Here is a 14,241-nt window from a genome sequence, read left to right on the forward strand (position 1 = left end):
CGCAGCGCAATCACCACGACACTGCGTCGTAGTTCGGCGATGTCGAACGACATCGGGCGGCCGGCGACGGGGTCGTGCACCATCCCGGTAGGCTGCCTCGCGGGCCCCCATAGCTCAGGGGATAGAGCATCGGTTTCCTAAACCGTGTGTCGCAGGTTCGAATCCTGCTGGGGGCACTCCCACGGGCCGCCGCAGCCGCGCAGCGACTCCTCGAGTGCGGGTCAGGTGCGGAAGTCGACGGTGGCCCGGCCACCGAGTTCCTCGACGTAGCGGCGGGCGCGGTCGTGCTGGCGCGGGCTGAGCAACGGCTGCAACGTCCCGGTCTCGTCCTGCACGCTGAACCCCGCCAGCAACCGCACGTAGGCGATGTCGATGGGGCAGCCCTGGGGCAGCAGACCGCTGTCGCGGTCGGCCGCGACGTGCGCGGCGAGGGGGGAGGCGCCGATCTCGGTCAGCGTGGCGCTGTCGGTCAGGTCCGTCCCGGGGCCCAGCACGACACCGAGGAACGAACGGTCGCTGACGGTCAGGGACGCGAGGATGCGCGCCTGACGGGCCCGGGCCTCGCGGGCGAGCGTCGTGCCGAAGGCGGAGGCGTTCGCGGTCTGCGCGACGGCCAGTCCGCCCTGGTCGCGGGCCGCGGGGGCCACACCCGGATCGGCGGCGGTCGCCGACGAGGAGACGTTCACCAGGCGGTGCTCCTCTCTCGGGTTCGACGTTGCGGCGGGCGTGCGCCCACCCGTCCCCCTTCGGCACCTCACCGTGCGTCCTTGAGGTACACCGGCGGCCGCACCGTCCGCATCCCGGGTGCGGGGACGAGGTGACCGAGCGTGGTGGAGGGACGGCGCGCATCGCCGGACCCCGCCGTCCGCGACCGGCCGAACCCGCACCACCCTGCCTCCGGAGGGGCCGGGCAGGGGACCCCGCCTGCGATGCTGGACGGGTGGACGAGATCCCCGACCCGACGTCCGCCTCCTCGCCGGAGCCCGCCGACGGCGTGCGGGTCCTCGTCGTCGACGACGAACCCCTGGTCCGCTCCGGCCTGACGGCCATCCTCTCCTCCGCCCCCGACCTGCACGTCGTGGCCGCGGTCGAGGGCGGCGCGGCGCTGGACACGCTGCGCCGCTTCCGGGTCGACGTGCTGCTGCTGGACATCCGGATGCCGGACGTCGACGGCCTGACCGTCCTGGCCGGTCTGGCGGCCCTCCCCCGTCGGCCGGCCGTCGCGATGCTGACGACGTTCCACGCCGACGAGAAGGTGGCGGCCGCGCTGGCCGCGGGCGCGGACGGCTACCTGCTGAAGGACACCGACCCCGACCAGCTCGTCCAGCACGTCCGGGCCCTGGCGCGCGGGGCGTCGGTCCTGTCCGCCGGGGTCACCGCCACGGTGGTCGAGGGGTTCCTGCGTTCGCGCGGGTCCGCGTCGGCGCGGCAGTCGCTGCGCCGCCTCACCCCCCGCGAGCACGAGGTGCTCGTGCTGCTCACCGAGGGCGCGCAGAACGCCGAGATCGCCGAACGCCTCTTCGTGTCCCTGCCGACCGTCAAGGAGCACGTCGGCGCCGTCCTCACCAAGCTCGGGGTGAGCAACCGGGTGCAGGCCGCCGTCCTGGCCGTGCGCGCCGGCCTGGTGGAGGAGCGGTGACCTCCGCGGGGACGGTCCCGGCCCGCCGGGACCGTGCCCGCACGGCGCTCCGCGCCAGGACGCTCGACGTCGCCGTCGACGTGGGGCTGGTGGTGGCGTGCTGGTTCGAGGGGTTCACGAACCAGACCGCCGGGTGGAACCGCCCCTTCGTCCTGTCCGTGCTCGCGCTGCTCGCGGTGCTGGTCCGGCGCAGGGTGCCGCTCGTGGCCTTCCTCGTGGGCGTGCCCGCGCTGGGCTGGGCGCAGGCGACGCTGGCCCCCGCCGTCCTGGCCTTCACGCTCGCCCACCGCGAGCGCCGCGGCCGGGTGGTCGTGGGGGCGGTGGTCGTGGGCGTCGGCGTCTCGGCGGCCGCCGTGCTGGACCCGCGCCCGGACCTGTGGCGCAGCGACGTGGCGGTCCTCCTGCAGGTCACCGCCCTCCTCGGGGGTGCGGCCGGGCTCGGCGCCTACCGGGCGGCCCGGGGCGACCTGCGGGAGCGGCTCGACGACCTCGTCCGCGCCCGCACCCGCGAGCACGAGCTCGTCGACGCCGCCGCGCGGTCGGAGGAACGCACCCGGCTCGCCCGCGAGATGCACGACGTCGTCTCCCACCAGGTGTCCCTCATCGCGATCGTCGCCGGGGCGCTGCGCGTCGGGGAGCACCCGCCGGCCGTCCGTGCGGCCGCCGAGCAGATCCGGGAGCTGGCGGTCCGCACGACGGACGAGCTGCGGCAGATGCTGACGGCCCTGCGCTCGGACGGCCACCAGCCGCTCGAGGCGCCGGGACGCCTCGCGGACCTGCCCGCGCTGTGGGCGGGCAGCGGCCTCACCGGCACGTTCACCCTGGACCCGGCCCTGCTGGCCCCCGAGGCGACCGGTCCGGTCGGGACGGTCCCGGACAGCCTGCAGCGCACGGTCTTCCGCATCGCGCAGGAGGGTCTGACGAACGCCCGCCGGCACGCCCCGGGGGCCGCGGCGCACCTGCGGGTCGAACGCGGCCGGCGCAGGCTCGTGGTCGCCGTCGGCAACGCGGCGCCCCGTCCGGGCACCGGCCAAGCCGCCCCCGGCACCGGCCACGGGCTGCTCGGGGTCGAGGAGCGCGTCGCGGCGGCGCACGGCCGGCTCACCGTCGGCCCCACGCCCGACGGGGGGTTCGCGCTCGAGGCGGTCCTCCCCCTGCCCGCCGCGCAGGGCCTGCAGTCCTCCGCCCCCGGGCGCGGACCCGAGCCCGCGGCCGCCGAACTGCGCACCCCGGCCCACGACGGCTGACCCGCCACCCGACGGAGCCCACCCCTCCGGAAGGAGGGAGCGCGCGGGACCGCCCGGTGGCGACCATTCCGGCATGGACGACCGCATGGACGTGGGACCCACGACGCCCGCCCCCCGACGCCCCGCACGAGCGCAGGTGCGGCGGTGACCCGCACGGCCGACTGGGCCCGCGACCACCTCGTCGTCCTCGTGCAGCCGGACGGTGACCTGGCCCTGTGGTCGACGGGCGGGCGCACCCTGGTGCTGCGCGACGCGACCGAGGAGCAGGTGACCGAGCACCTCGTCGCCCGCACCCTCTCCGCCCCCGCGGGCGAGGCCGCAGCCGGAGGGTCCGAGGACCCGAAGGCCGAACGCCGTGCGCTGCAGGCGGCGCGCTGGGCCGTGAAGCGGGCGCGGCAGGGGCTGCAGCCGCGCGTGCACCTGCCCCGCTGGGAGGACGTGGCCGTTCCCGGCCGGGCCTGACGCCGTCCGGGGTCAGGCCCGGGGTCAGTCGATGAGCAGCGCCCGCGCGCAGTGCACGTCGGTGATGAGCGTGGACACGGTCCCGGAGGCCAGGACGGCGCGCACGGCCCGGGCCTTCTGCGGCCCGCCCGCGACGACGACCACCTCCGGGATCCGGCGCAGGTCCGCCATCCCCACCGTCAGCAGCTGGTCGCTGAGGCTCGACAGCTCCTGGCCGTCCTCGCGCAGCAGGTTCCCGGCCACCTCGGCGCACACGCCCTCGGCCAGCAGCTTGCGGCGCAACCCGGCGGGCATGAGGTCCATCAGCTGGGAGTCGTCGGGCCAGGCGCCGACGGCCAGCAGCGCGACCGTCAGCCGCGCGTGCTGCTGCAGGGTCCGCGCGACCGCGGTCTGCCGCCGCACCCCGGCCAGCGTCGCGGCGTCCGGCAGCAGCAGCGGCGCGAAGATCGGGTGCGACCCCCCGCCGGAGACGGCCGCGACGCGGCGGACGAGGTCGATGCAGTTGTCGTTGGCCGACCCGGCCGCCCCCGTGAGCTGGGTGACGGTGACGCGCGGCAGGGTGCGCTCCTCCAGGTGCGCGACCACCGAGCGCAGCGTGCGGCCCCAGGCGATCCCGAGCCGGTCGTCCTCGGTGAGCAGGTCCCCGAGGACGCCGGCGGCGACCGCGCCGAGACCGTCGCGCAGCTCCCCCGGGTCCGGTGAGGTCTGCACGACGATCGCCCGCCGCAGGTCGTGCCGCCGCCGCAGCTCCTCGGACAGGTCCGGTTCGATCTGGAACGGGACCTGCACCGAGATCTGCACGATCCCCTGCTCGAGCGCGGCGTCGAGCAGGCGGGCCACGCGGAACCGGGACACCCCCAGCACGTCCGCGATGTCGGACTTGCTCGTGCCCTCGAGGTAGAACTTCCGCGCCGCGACGGCGGACTGCACCTGTTCCTCGATGGTCAGCTTCACGGGTGTCCCGGTTCCTCCGTCGGTCCTGTCAGGCGATCGTGAAACCGCCGTCGATGCGGTAGTCCGCACCGTTCACCATGGCAGCCGCGGGGGACGCCAGGTACACGGCCAGCCCCGCGACCTCCTCGGGGACGGCGAACCGGCCCGTGGGGATGGCCTCCTTGGCGCGTTCGCCCTTCTCCCCGGCCCAGACCGCGCGGCCGAGGTCGGTGAGGACGACGGTCGGGGAGATCGCGTTGGCGGTCACGCCGCGCCCGCCCCACTCCAGCGCCAGCACCCGGGTGAGCCCGAGGACGCCGGCCTTGGAGGCGCAGTAGGCGACGTGCTCGGGCAGCGCCACGCTCGCCGCCTGGGAGGCCAGGTTGAGGATGCGCCCGTACCCGGCGGCCAGCATGTGCTCCCCGGCCGCCTGGCACATGAGGAACGTCCCGGTGAGGTTCACCGACAGCGTCGTCTGCCACGTCTGGAACGGCAGCGACTCCGCCGTCCCCAGCAGCGCCAGGCCCGCGCAGTTGACGAGGACGTCGAGACGGCCGGTCCGCTCGACCACGGCGTCCGTCGCGGCCCGGGTCGAGGCGGGGTCGGTGACGTCGCACTCGAGCGCGAACGCGCTCTCCCCCAGCGACTGCGCCCGCTCCTGGGCGGCCGGCAGGTTGCGGTCGACGACGGCGACGGTGGCGCCGCGCTCGACGAACGCCGTCGCGATGGCGGCGCCGATCCCCGACGCCCCGCCGGTCACGAGCGCGGTGCGCCCCTGCAGGGAGAAGCTGAGGTCGCTGCCCGGCGCGGCCGGTGCGAGGTCGGCCGTCACGTCAGGCACCTTCCTGTCCGGGGATGCCCTCGAACGCGATGTCGCCGGACTTCAGGTTCTTCTCCGTCAGGTCCGGCAGCGCCGCGAGGAAGGCCGCGCGGTCGGAGACGACGTGCTGGATCGCGACGTCGACGTTCTCCTGGGTGATCTTCGGCATCTTGTAGACGGGCTCGGTGTTCACGTCCGTCTTCGACGCGATCGCCGCCGCCACCGCCAGGCCGGCCGACAGTTCGACGGTGCCGTTCTGCAGCATCGTCCCGATGAAGTCGCCGCTCTTGACGGCGTTCAGGCCGTCCTCGATGCCGTCGATGCCGACGATCGGGACGGTGACCCCGGCCTCCTTGAACGCCTGCAGCGCACCGAGGCCCATGTCGTCGTTCTCGGCGACGACACCGGTGATCTGGCTGCCGAACGCCGAGATCCAGTTCTTGACCTTGTTGACGGCCTCGTCGCGCTTCCAGTTCGCGGTGTCCATCGCCAGGACCTTGATGCCCGGGTAGTTCGTGAGGACCTGCTTGATGCCCTTGGTGCGGTCGAGCTCCCCGGACTGCCCCAGCGGGCCCTGCAGCACGACGATGCCGCCCTGGCCGCCCAGCTTGTCGGCCATCATCTGCATCTCCGCCGCACCGGCCGCGACGTCGTCGGGCTGGACGTTGCCGGCGATGTCGGTGGAGTTCAGCGCCGCGTTCACGGCGACGAGCGGGATGCCCGCGGACTTGGCCGCGGCCACCTGCGGCTGGAGGGAGTCGGCCTGGACGGGGACGACGATGATGGCGTCGACGCCGGCGTTGACGTACTGGTCGACCTGCGAGGCCTGCGTGTTGACGTCGAGGTTGGCGGAGTTCCAGAGCAGCTGGATGCCCTTGGCCTTGGCGTAGGCGTCCATGCCCTCCTTGCCGGCGGTGATGAAGGAGCTCATGTCGTAGACGCTGACGCCGACGCGGACCTGCTGCGACCCGCCGGAGGCGTCGCTGCCCGACCCCTCCTTCTGGGCGTTCGGGTCGCCGGCGCCGCAGGCGGCCAGGGCGAGGGACAGGGCGCCGAGGCCGAACGACCCGGCGAACAGGGTGCGGCGGGACAGCGGGTTCTGGGCGGAGCTGGTGGGGTTGGTTCCGTGGGACACGGGTCTTCTCCTTCGAAGAGGGTGGCGCGGGTGGTGTGCGGGGTGGGGTCAGGCCCGTCGCTTGACGGACCAGACGTCGACGGCGACGGCGGCCACGATGAGGACGCCCTTGATGACGTCCTGCCAGTAGGCCGGGACGAGGAGCAGGTCCAGACCGTTGTTGAGGGTCTGGATGAGCAGCAGGCCCAGGGCGGTGCCCCAGACGGTGCCGCGCCCACCCATGAGCGAGGCGCCGCCGATGACGACGGCGGCGATGGCGTCGAGCTCGTAGCCCTGCCCGAGGTTCGGGGGGCCGGAGATGACGCGGGAGGCGAGCATCACGCCGGACAGGCCGGCGAGCAGGCCCGACAGGGCGTAGACGCTGAACAGGGTGCGGCGGGCGTTGACGCCGGCGATCTCGGCGGCCACGCGGTTGCCGCCCACGGCGTAGACGCGCATGCCGTACGCGGTGCGGCGCATGACGATCCCCAGCACCACGATCCCGACGATCATGACGATGACCGGGATCTGCAAGCCGAGCACCTTCGTGTTGGCGATCGACCCGAACTCGGCGGGCAGGCCGTTGATGGGCGCACCCCCGCCGATGACGTAGGCGATCCCCGACCCGGCGGTCAGCATGCCGAGGGTGGCGATGAACGGTGGTACGTCGACGCGGGAGACGAGGATCCCGTTGACCGTGCCCGCCAGCAGGCCCACGGCCATCGCCGACAGCACCGTCAGCCACACCTGGCCGGGGTTCGCCTTCGCGACGGCCGCCGACGTCATGGCCGCCACGGCGATGACGGAGCCGACGGACAGGTCGATGCCGCCGGTGAGGATGACGAGCGTCTGCCCCAGGGCGATGAGCGCGAACGGCGCCGCGGCGATGAGGATGTTCTGGAGGTTCTCCGGGGAGGAGAACCGCAGCGACCGGTAGGAGAAGAACGCGATCACCAGCAGCATCACGATGAGCATCGCCCGCCGGATGAGCTGGGCGACGATCCACTCGCGGGAGAACCGCCGACGCGGCGCGGGGACCGCGGTGTTCTCGGTCGTCGTCGTGGACATCACACGTCCTTCGTGTCGGAGCGGGCCTCGGAACGGGAGCTGAGCCCGGAGCTGAGCCGGAAGATGGTGTCCTGGACGTCGGGGGCGTCCAGCTGGGTGCGGTCGAGTTCGGCGACGACGGCGCCGTCGCGCAGGACGAGGGCGCGGTGGGACAGGCCCAGGACCTCGGTCATGTCCGAGGAGGCCATGACGACGGCCATCCCGGCCGCGGCGAGCTCGGCGATGATGCGGTAGATCTCCGACCGGGCGCCGACGTCGACGCCGCGGGTGGGTTCGTCGAGCAGGAGGACGTCGACGTGCTCGGTGAGCCACCGCGCCAGCACGACCTTCTGCTGGTTCCCGCCGGACAGGGTCCCGACGTCCTGGGACAACCCGCGACTGCGCAGGCGGACGGAGTCCATGGCCTCCCCGACGGCGGCGCGGCGCGAGGCGCCCTTGAGCCAGCCGGCGACGGAGAACTTCGCCAGCCGCGGCAGGGTCCCGTTGTCCAGCACGGACAGGCCCATGACGGCCCCGGCGTGCTTGCGGTCCTCGGGGACGAGCGCCATGCCGGCGGTGATGGCGGCCGCGGGGTTCTTGCGCTTCACGTCGCGACCGGCGACGGTGATCCGTCCGGCCGTCGTGCCGCGCACGCCGAAGATCCCCTCGAGCAGTTCGGTGCGACCGGCCCCGACGAGCCCGGCCAGGCCGAGGATCTCGCCCCGGCGCACCTGCAGGTCGACCGTCCCGGCCTGCCCCGCGACCTCGAGGTCCTGTACCTGCAGGACGACGTCGGCGTCGGCGGGGACCGTGCGGACGGGCGGGAACAGGTCCTCCAGTTCCCGGCCGATCATCGCGGTGACGATGTCGTCGTCGGAGACGTCGGCCATGGCCTCGTCGAGGACGAGACCGCCGTCCCGCAGCACGACGACCCGGTCGGCCAGGTCGCGGATCTCGGCCATCTTGTGGGTGGTGAACATGATGGCGACGCCGGAGTCGCGCAACTGCCGGACGACCCGGTACAGACCCTCGACCTCGCGCTCGGAGATCGCGGAACTGGGTTCGTCGAGCAGGACGACCTTCGCCCCGCGCGAGGAGTTCTTGACGATCTCGACGATCTGCTGCAGACCGACCGGGAGGGTGCCCATCCGGGCCCCGGGATCGATCTCGACGCCGAACACCTCGAGCATCGTGACGGCCTGCGCGGCCATCGCCCGGCGGTCCAGCGTGCCGAGCCTCGTCTTCAGCTCGCGGCCGACGAAGAGGTTCTCGTAGACGGTCATGTGCGCGATGGAGGCGAGCTCCTGCGGCACGATCGCGACCCCGAGGCGGTGGGAGTCGCGGATGCTGCCGGCGGCGAGTTCCTCCCCGCGCACCAGCACGGTCCCCTCGTCCGCGCGGTACTGCCCTGCGGCGATCTTCATCATGGTGGACTTGCCGGCGCCGTTCTCGCCCGCCAGGGCCGTCACCGTGCCGAGTTCCAGCCCCAGGGACACGCCCTTGAGGACCGGGACCCCACCGAAGGACTTCCGCAGTTCCCGGCACTGGAGAACTGGTTCGACAACCATGTCGGTTTCCTCTCGTTCGACGGGGCCGGGTGCTTCTCCACCGGTGCCCTGCCTGCGCCGAGTATGTGGAGCGTCCCGCGGGGCCCACAACCGACGTGCTCATGTGAGCGCGAGGTGGTGGTCGACTGAGCAGATGGGTCATCCTGTGCGCGCTCACCGCCGCGCAGCAGCAGGAGGACCCATGACCAAGATCTTCGGCGACCCGGCAGCGTTCGTCGACGAGTCCGTCGCCGGTTTCGTGGACCTGTACTCCCACTACGTCCAGCCCGTCCCGCACGGGGTGATCCGCTCCACCGCCACCCCCGAGGGCAAGGTCGCCGTCATCGCCGGCGGCGGCTCGGGCCACTACCCCGCCTTCGCCGGCTACGTCGGCCCGGGACTTGCCGACGGCGCCGTGTGCGGCAACGTCTTCGCCTCCCCCTCCACCCGCTGGGTCTACGACGTCGCCAAGGCCGCCCACCGCGGCGGCGGCGTCGTCCTGGGGTTCGGCAACTACGCCGGGGACATCCTCAACTTCGGCCTGGCCGCCGAACGCCTGCGCGCCGAAGGCATCCGCGCCGAACTGCTCGTCGTCACCGACGACGTCGCCAGTGAGGGCCAGGGAGCCAACGGCCAGCGCCGCGGCATCGCCGGCGACGTCATCGCCTTCAAGATCGCCGGCGCCGCCGCCGAAGCCGGGTACGACTTCGACGACGTCGTGCGCGCCGCCCGCCACGCCAACGACCTCACCCGCTCCATGGGCATCGCCTTCGCCGGCTGCACCCTGCCCGGGGAGAGCGAACCCCTGTTCACCGTCACCCCCGGCCACATGGGCGTCGGTCTGGGCATCCACGGCGAGCCCGGCATCTCCGAGGAACCCATCGGCACCCCCACCGAGATCGCCGACCTGCTGGTGGACAAGGTCCTGGCCGGCAAGCCCGACGGTGCCCCCGAGGGCGGGAAGATCGCGGTCCTGGTCAACGGTCTGGGCTCGACGAAGTACGAGGAGCTGTTCCTGCTCTACGTGCCGATCGCCACGCGCCTGCGCGCGGCCGGGTACGAGATCGTCGCCCCCCAGGTCGGGGAGCTGGTCACCTCCCTGGACATGGCCGGCTGCTCCCTGACCGTCACCTGGCTGGACTCCGAGCTGGAGACGTTGTGGACGGCGCCGGCCCAGTGCCCGGCCCTGTCCGTGGGCGCCACGATCGAGACGACCCCGGCCCCCACCTACGAGGCTCCGCAGGACGAGGTCGCCGACTACTCCGGCACCCCGGCCGAGGCCGCGCAGGCCGGGCAGCAGATCGCCGGACTCATCGAGGCCGTCCGCGACGTGCTCAAGGACGCCGAGGCCGAACTGGGCCGCATCGACGCGATCGCCGGGGACGGTGACCACGGCACCGGGATGGTCAACGGGTCCGTGGCCGCCGCTCAGGCCGCCCGTCAGGCCGCCGACGCCGGCGCCGGGGCGGGCTCGACGTTGTCGGCGGCCGGGGGCGCGTGGGCCGACCGGGCCGGTGGGACGTCGGGGGTGATCTGGGGGGTGCTGCTGCACGCCTTCGCCGAGCAGCTGGGCGATGAGGGCAAGCCCACGCCTGAGCAGGTCGCCGCTGGGGCGAGCGCGTCGGTGGAGGCCGTCCAGCGCCTGGCCGGGGCGCGGGTGGGGAACAAGACGATGCTGGACGCGCAGGTCCCCGTCGCGCAGACCCTCGCGGAGCGGATCGGGGCCGGGGAGGACCTGAAGAGCGCGTTCACCACCGCCGCGCAGGCCGCGACGCAGGCCGCTGAGGCGACCAAGGACCTGCGTCCGCAGATCGGGCGGGCCCGGCCGCTGGCCGAACGATCCCTGGGCCACCCCGACGCCGGCGCCGTGTCGCTGGCGCTGGTGACCCGCACCGTCGCCGACGAGCTCTGAGCCAGGTCGGGATCGTCGTGACGGAGGGCCGGACCTACCGGCCCTCCGTCACGACGGTCCCCCACCGGGGTGACCGCAGGACTGCGCGCGGGTGACGGGTGTGGGCCGGGCGGGTGAGTCCGCGATCTCGAAGGGCGCCGCGGGCAACCATGTCCTAGTTTCACGACCGCGGCGGCGACGACGCCCCGTCACCTGCGACAAGAGGATCCACGATGCGCCTGGTCCGCCGCTCGACCCTGTCCGCCCTCGCCGCCACCGCCCTGCTCTCGACCGTCTGCGCCGGAGCCGCTCAGGCGGCCACCCCCGTCCCGAAGGTCGGCACTCCCTTCCCCTACGTCGGCCTCGTCCGTGCGGCCGGCGCCGACCGCTACGAGACGGCCGCCGTCATCGCCCAGGGTTCCTTCCAGCCCTCCAGCGGCAGCACGGTGTTCATCGCCAGCGGCGAGGCGCCCGCCGACGCCCTGACGGCCGGGCCCGCCGCGGCCTCGCTCGACGCCCCGCTGCTCCTGACCCGCGCCGGGGACCTGCCCGCGGCGACGGCCACGGAACTGGCCCGCCTCAAGCCGGCCACCGTCTACGTCGTGGGCGGCACCGACCGCGTCTCGGACACCGTGCTCACCGCGATCGGCACGGCCGCACCGGGTTCGACGGTCACGCGCATCGCCGGGTCGTCCCGCTACGAGACGGCCGTCGACGTGGCGGAGAAGTTCTTCCCGAACCCCGAGGGCGTCGTCGTCACCCGCGGGGACACGTTCCCCGACGCCCTCTCCGGTGGTGCCGCCGCCGCGTCGGCCGGGGTTCCTGTGATGATCACCGAACCGACCTCGATCCCGGCGCCCGTCGCGCAGTGGATGTCCCAGCACACGTTCGCCTCGAGCCTCGTCGTGGGCAGCTCGACGTCCGTCAGCGACGCCATCGCCGCGACCGTCGCGAGCCGCACGAGCGACCCGGCCGACGCCACCCGGGTCGGCGGGGCGGACCGCTACGAGACGTCGGCCGCCGTCGCGACCGCGGTGTTCCCCGACGCCTCGACCGTCGTCATCGCGACGGGCGACAACTTCCCCGACGCCCTCGCCGGTGTCCCCGCCGCCGCCGTCAACGCGGCCCCGATGCTGCTGCTGCCCAAGGACTGCACCCCGGCCTCCCTGGCGACCTACGTGCAGGGCAACACGAACATCTCCGGGGAGATCATCCTCGGCGGTCCCACCTCGGTGACGGCGGAGGCGCTCACCACGAACTGCTGACGTCCGCCCACCGGAGGGCAGGACGACGACGCGCGGGGCGGCCGGAGCACCGGTCGCCCCGCCGTCGCGTCAGGACCTCGTCCGTCACCTCGTCCGGCGCCGGAACCGGACCAGCCCGGCCACCGCCACGGCGACCGCGACCCCGCCGGCGACTCCGACCGCCAGGGGTGCGAACCCCAGCGATCCCGCCACGTTCACCACCAGCCCGACGACCAGCAGGACCCAACTGCCGGCCCGGAGGGTGCTGCGCTGCTGCGCTCGAAGGTGATGACGGTCGTCCACGGTTCCTCCTGGGTTCGGTGAGCCACCACCGTCGCCCGCCGGACGGTGGCGGGGACATCCCGCGTCCTGCCGTCCTGGAGTGGTGCTGGCTGTACCGACGCCGGGCACCGCACCTGGGTACGGTCGAGGCGATGACCACGGCAGCAGCGGGACGCGCACGGCTGGTCCGGGCGCGGGCGGGTTTCCTCGACCTCGGTCGTGGGCTCGGCACCGCGCTGACCGCGGCGCTCCTGGTCCTCTGGCTCCTCATCGTCGTGGCCCTGCTGCCGGTGGGGATCGGGCTGCTGCTCGTCCCGTCCGCGGCGCGCGGGGTCCGTCGCCTCGCCGACGCCGAACGCACCCGGACGGGATCGCCGACGTGGGGTCCCGGCCCCCAGCGGTTGCGGGCTGCGCTCGCGGACCCGTTGTGGCGCAGGGACGTCCGGTGGCTGCCACCGCACGCCGTGGTCGGTGTGCTGCTGGGTCTGGTCGGCGTCCTGCTGCCCGTGTACGCGGTCCGCGACCTGTCCTTCCCCCTCTGGTGGTGGCTCGTCCCGGCCGGTGAGGACCCCTCGCCGTGGTGGTGGACCGTCGACGCGTGGCCCGACGCGCTGGCCGTCGCGGGTCTCGGGGCGGTGTGGGCGCTGCTGTCCCTGGTCGGCCTGCCGGTCCTCGCGCGGGCGCAGTCCGCGCGCAGCCGCGCGCTGCTGCGTCCGCCCGCCGACGTCGACCTGTCCCTGCGGGTCGCAGAACTCACCGCCACCCGCGCCGCGGCGCTGGACGCCCACGCCGCGGAACTGCGGCGCATCGAACGGTCGCTGCACGACGGGGCGCAGAACCGTCTCGTCGGGGTGACCGTCCTGCTGGGTGCGGCCCGCCGGGCGGTGGCCCGGGACCCCGCGGTGGCCGACGACCTGCTCGCCCGCGCCCAGGCCGCCGCCGAGGAGGCCCTGGCCGAGCTCCGCGCCGTCGTGCGCGGGATCCTGCCGCCCGTCCTCGACCGCGGACTGGCCGCCGCCGTCACCGGCCTCGCGGCGGACTGCCGGGTCCCGTGCCGGGTCGAGGTGGCCGTCGAACCGCGGTGCCCGGTGTCGGTGGAGGCGACGGCGTACTTCGTCGTCGCCGAGGCCCTGACCAACGTGTCCCGGCACTCGGGTGCGCGGACGGCGTCGGTCGACGTGCGGCGGCTCGGTGAGCACCTGCACGTCGTCGTCACCGACGACGGCCGCGGTGGCGCGGACCCCGGTGCGGGGTCGGGGTTGACGGGGGTGCTCCGCCGGGTGGAGGCGCTCGACGGGACGCTGGAGCTGACCAGCCCGCCGGGCGGGCCGACGAGGGTGGAGGTGCGGTTGCCGTGCGGATCGTGATCGGGGAGGACGACGCCCTGCTGCGCGAGGGCCTGGCCCTGCTGCTGGCCGCGGAGGGCCTGGACGTCGTCGCGACCGCCGCCGACGCGGACGCCCTCCTCGCCGCCGTCGACGAGCACCGGCCCGATGTGGCGATCGTCGACGTCCGGATGCCCCCGACCCACACCGACGAGGGGATCCGCGCCGCCGTGCAGGCGCGCCGGACCCACCCCGACCTCGCCGTCCTCGTCCTGTCGGCCTACGTCGAGCAGGCGTTCGCCACCGACCTGCTGGCCGGGGGTGCCGGCCGCGTCGGCTACCTGCTCAAGGAGCGGGTGGGCCGCGTGGAGGAGTTCCTCGAGGCCCTGCACCGGGTCGCGGCCGGCGGCACCGCAGTGGACCCCGAGGTGGTCGCGCAGCTGCTCACCCGCACCCGCACCGACGCCGGTCTCGACCGGCTCTCGGCCCGCGAGCGCGAGGTGCTGGGCCTCATGGCCGAGGGTCTGGGGAACTCCGCGATCGCGGCCCGGCTGGTCGTCTCGGACGGCGCCGTGCACAAGCACATCCGGAGCATCTTCGCCAAGCTCGACCTCGCCCCCACGGACGAGGCGGACCGCCGCGTCAGCGCCGTCCTGCGCTACCTGCGGGCGGGCTGAGCCGCACCGGGTA

The 14,241-nt window shown here is 74.1% G+C and carries 14 protein-coding genes and 1 tRNA gene; 8 read left to right on the forward strand and 7 right to left on the reverse strand.

What is annotated here, in order from left to right; translation table 11 throughout:
- The first annotated feature begins 103 nt into the window (after positions 1 to 103).
- Positions 104 to 176 (forward strand) — tRNA-Arg (locus tag AB1207_RS14360).
- A gap of 45 nt (positions 177 to 221) precedes the next feature.
- Here the strand turns inward: AB1207_RS14360 and AB1207_RS14365 are convergent.
- Positions 222 to 686 (reverse strand): hypothetical protein, encoded by a 465-nt coding sequence (locus tag AB1207_RS14365; RefSeq protein ID WP_367639062.1) that lies wholly within the window; start codon positions 684 to 686, stop codon positions 222 to 224.
- A 254-nt stretch (positions 687 to 940) separates the two neighbouring features.
- Here AB1207_RS14365 and AB1207_RS14370 point away from each other — a divergent pair, with 254 nt between their 5' ends.
- The 3 genes from AB1207_RS14370 to AB1207_RS14380 all read left to right on the forward strand — a co-directional run bounded on the left by AB1207_RS14370 (position 941) and on the right by AB1207_RS14380 (position 3,348).
- The gene (locus AB1207_RS14370; RefSeq protein ID WP_367639063.1) at positions 941 to 1,639 is read left to right on the forward strand and encodes a response regulator; all 699 of its coding nucleotides are present in this window, start codon (positions 941 to 943) and stop codon (positions 1,637 to 1,639) included.
- Complete coding sequence (locus AB1207_RS14375; protein WP_367639064.1) at positions 1,636 to 2,886, forward strand: sensor histidine kinase; 1,251 nt, start codon at positions 1,636 to 1,638, stop codon at positions 2,884 to 2,886. The genes AB1207_RS14370 and AB1207_RS14375 overlap by 4 nt, the downstream gene beginning before the upstream one ends.
- Before the next feature lie 144 nt (positions 2,887 to 3,030).
- Complete coding sequence (locus AB1207_RS14380) at positions 3,031 to 3,348, forward strand: hypothetical protein (protein WP_367639065.1); 318 nt, start codon at positions 3,031 to 3,033, stop codon at positions 3,346 to 3,348.
- A 24-nt stretch (positions 3,349 to 3,372) separates the two neighbouring features.
- Here AB1207_RS14380 and AB1207_RS14385 read toward each other — a convergent pair whose 3' ends face one another.
- The 5 genes from AB1207_RS14385 to AB1207_RS14405 form a co-directional block, all read right to left on the reverse strand.
- Entirely contained in the window at positions 3,373 to 4,302 is a 930-nt protein-coding gene (locus AB1207_RS14385) for a sugar-binding transcriptional regulator (protein WP_367639066.1), read from the reverse strand.
- Positions 4,303 to 4,330: 28 nt separating this feature from the next.
- A complete protein-coding gene (locus AB1207_RS14390; RefSeq protein WP_367639067.1) occupies positions 4,331 to 5,113 on the reverse strand; it encodes a GolD/DthD family dehydrogenase in 783 nt (260 codons plus the stop codon).
- Between the two features lies 1 nt (position 5,114).
- Positions 5,115 to 6,194: a substrate-binding domain-containing protein gene (locus tag AB1207_RS14395; RefSeq protein WP_367639136.1), complete on the reverse strand. Its 1,080-nt coding sequence runs from the start codon at positions 6,192 to 6,194 to the stop codon at positions 5,115 to 5,117.
- A gap of 90 nt (positions 6,195 to 6,284) precedes the next feature.
- Complete coding sequence (locus AB1207_RS14400; RefSeq protein ID WP_367639068.1) at positions 6,285 to 7,283, reverse strand: ABC transporter permease; 999 nt, start codon at positions 7,281 to 7,283, stop codon at positions 6,285 to 6,287.
- On the reverse strand, positions 7,283 to 8,830 hold the full coding sequence (locus tag AB1207_RS14405; protein WP_367639069.1) for a sugar ABC transporter ATP-binding protein: 1,548 nt from the start codon (positions 8,828 to 8,830) through the stop codon (positions 7,283 to 7,285). Before AB1207_RS14405 ends, AB1207_RS14400 begins: the two co-directional genes overlap by 1 nt.
- 181 nt (positions 8,831 to 9,011) lie before the next feature.
- Between AB1207_RS14405 and AB1207_RS14410 the strand changes: the two genes are divergently transcribed.
- Both AB1207_RS14410 and AB1207_RS14415 read left to right on the forward strand, forming a co-directional pair.
- Positions 9,012 to 10,721 (forward strand): dihydroxyacetone kinase family protein, encoded by a 1,710-nt coding sequence (locus tag AB1207_RS14410; RefSeq protein ID WP_367639070.1) that lies wholly within the window; start codon positions 9,012 to 9,014, stop codon positions 10,719 to 10,721.
- 212 nt (positions 10,722 to 10,933) lie between these two features.
- Positions 10,934 to 11,965 (forward strand): cell wall-binding repeat-containing protein, encoded by a 1,032-nt coding sequence (locus AB1207_RS14415; protein WP_367639071.1) that lies wholly within the window; start codon positions 10,934 to 10,936, stop codon positions 11,963 to 11,965.
- A gap of 84 nt (positions 11,966 to 12,049) precedes the next feature.
- Here the strand turns inward: AB1207_RS14415 and AB1207_RS14420 are convergent, their stop codons facing one another.
- Positions 12,050 to 12,247, reverse strand: coding sequence for a hypothetical protein (locus tag AB1207_RS14420; protein WP_367639072.1), 198 nt, complete (start codon positions 12,245 to 12,247; stop codon positions 12,050 to 12,052).
- A gap of 131 nt (positions 12,248 to 12,378) precedes the next feature.
- Here AB1207_RS14420 and AB1207_RS14425 point away from each other — a divergent pair, with 131 nt between their 5' ends.
- Positions 12,379 to 13,593 carry a sensor histidine kinase gene (locus tag AB1207_RS14425; RefSeq protein ID WP_367639073.1) on the forward strand — a complete coding sequence of 405 codons (1,215 nt, stop codon included), beginning with the start codon at positions 12,379 to 12,381 and terminating at the stop codon, positions 13,591 to 13,593.
- Positions 13,581 to 14,228, forward strand: coding sequence for a response regulator (locus AB1207_RS14430; protein WP_367639074.1), 648 nt, complete (start codon positions 13,581 to 13,583; stop codon positions 14,226 to 14,228). The genes AB1207_RS14425 and AB1207_RS14430 overlap by 13 nt, the downstream gene beginning before the upstream one ends.
- Positions 14,229 to 14,241 lie beyond the last annotated feature (13 nt).

The organism is Kineococcus endophyticus (assembly GCF_040796495.1).
Classification (GTDB): Bacteria; Actinomycetota; Actinomycetes; order Actinomycetales; family Kineococcaceae; genus Kineococcus; species Kineococcus endophyticus.

Excerpts from the sequence above, each read along its gene's own strand:
- AB1207_RS14400 (WP_367639068.1), bottom strand. The coding sequence starts at position 7,283 with ATGTCCACGACGACGACCGAGAACACCGCGGTCCCCGCGCCGCGTCGG.
- AB1207_RS14405 (WP_367639069.1), bottom strand. The coding sequence starts at position 8,830 with ATGGTTGTCGAACCAGTTCTCCAGTGCCGGGAACTGCGGAAGTCCTTC.
- AB1207_RS14410 (WP_367639070.1), top strand. The coding sequence starts at position 9,012 with ATGACCAAGATCTTCGGCGACCCGGCAGCGTTCGTCGACGAGTCCGTC.
- AB1207_RS14415 (WP_367639071.1), top strand. The coding sequence starts at position 10,934 with ATGCGCCTGGTCCGCCGCTCGACCCTGTCCGCCCTCGCCGCCACCGCC.
- AB1207_RS14425 (WP_367639073.1), top strand. The coding sequence starts at position 12,379 with ATGACCACGGCAGCAGCGGGACGCGCACGGCTGGTCCGGGCGCGGGCG.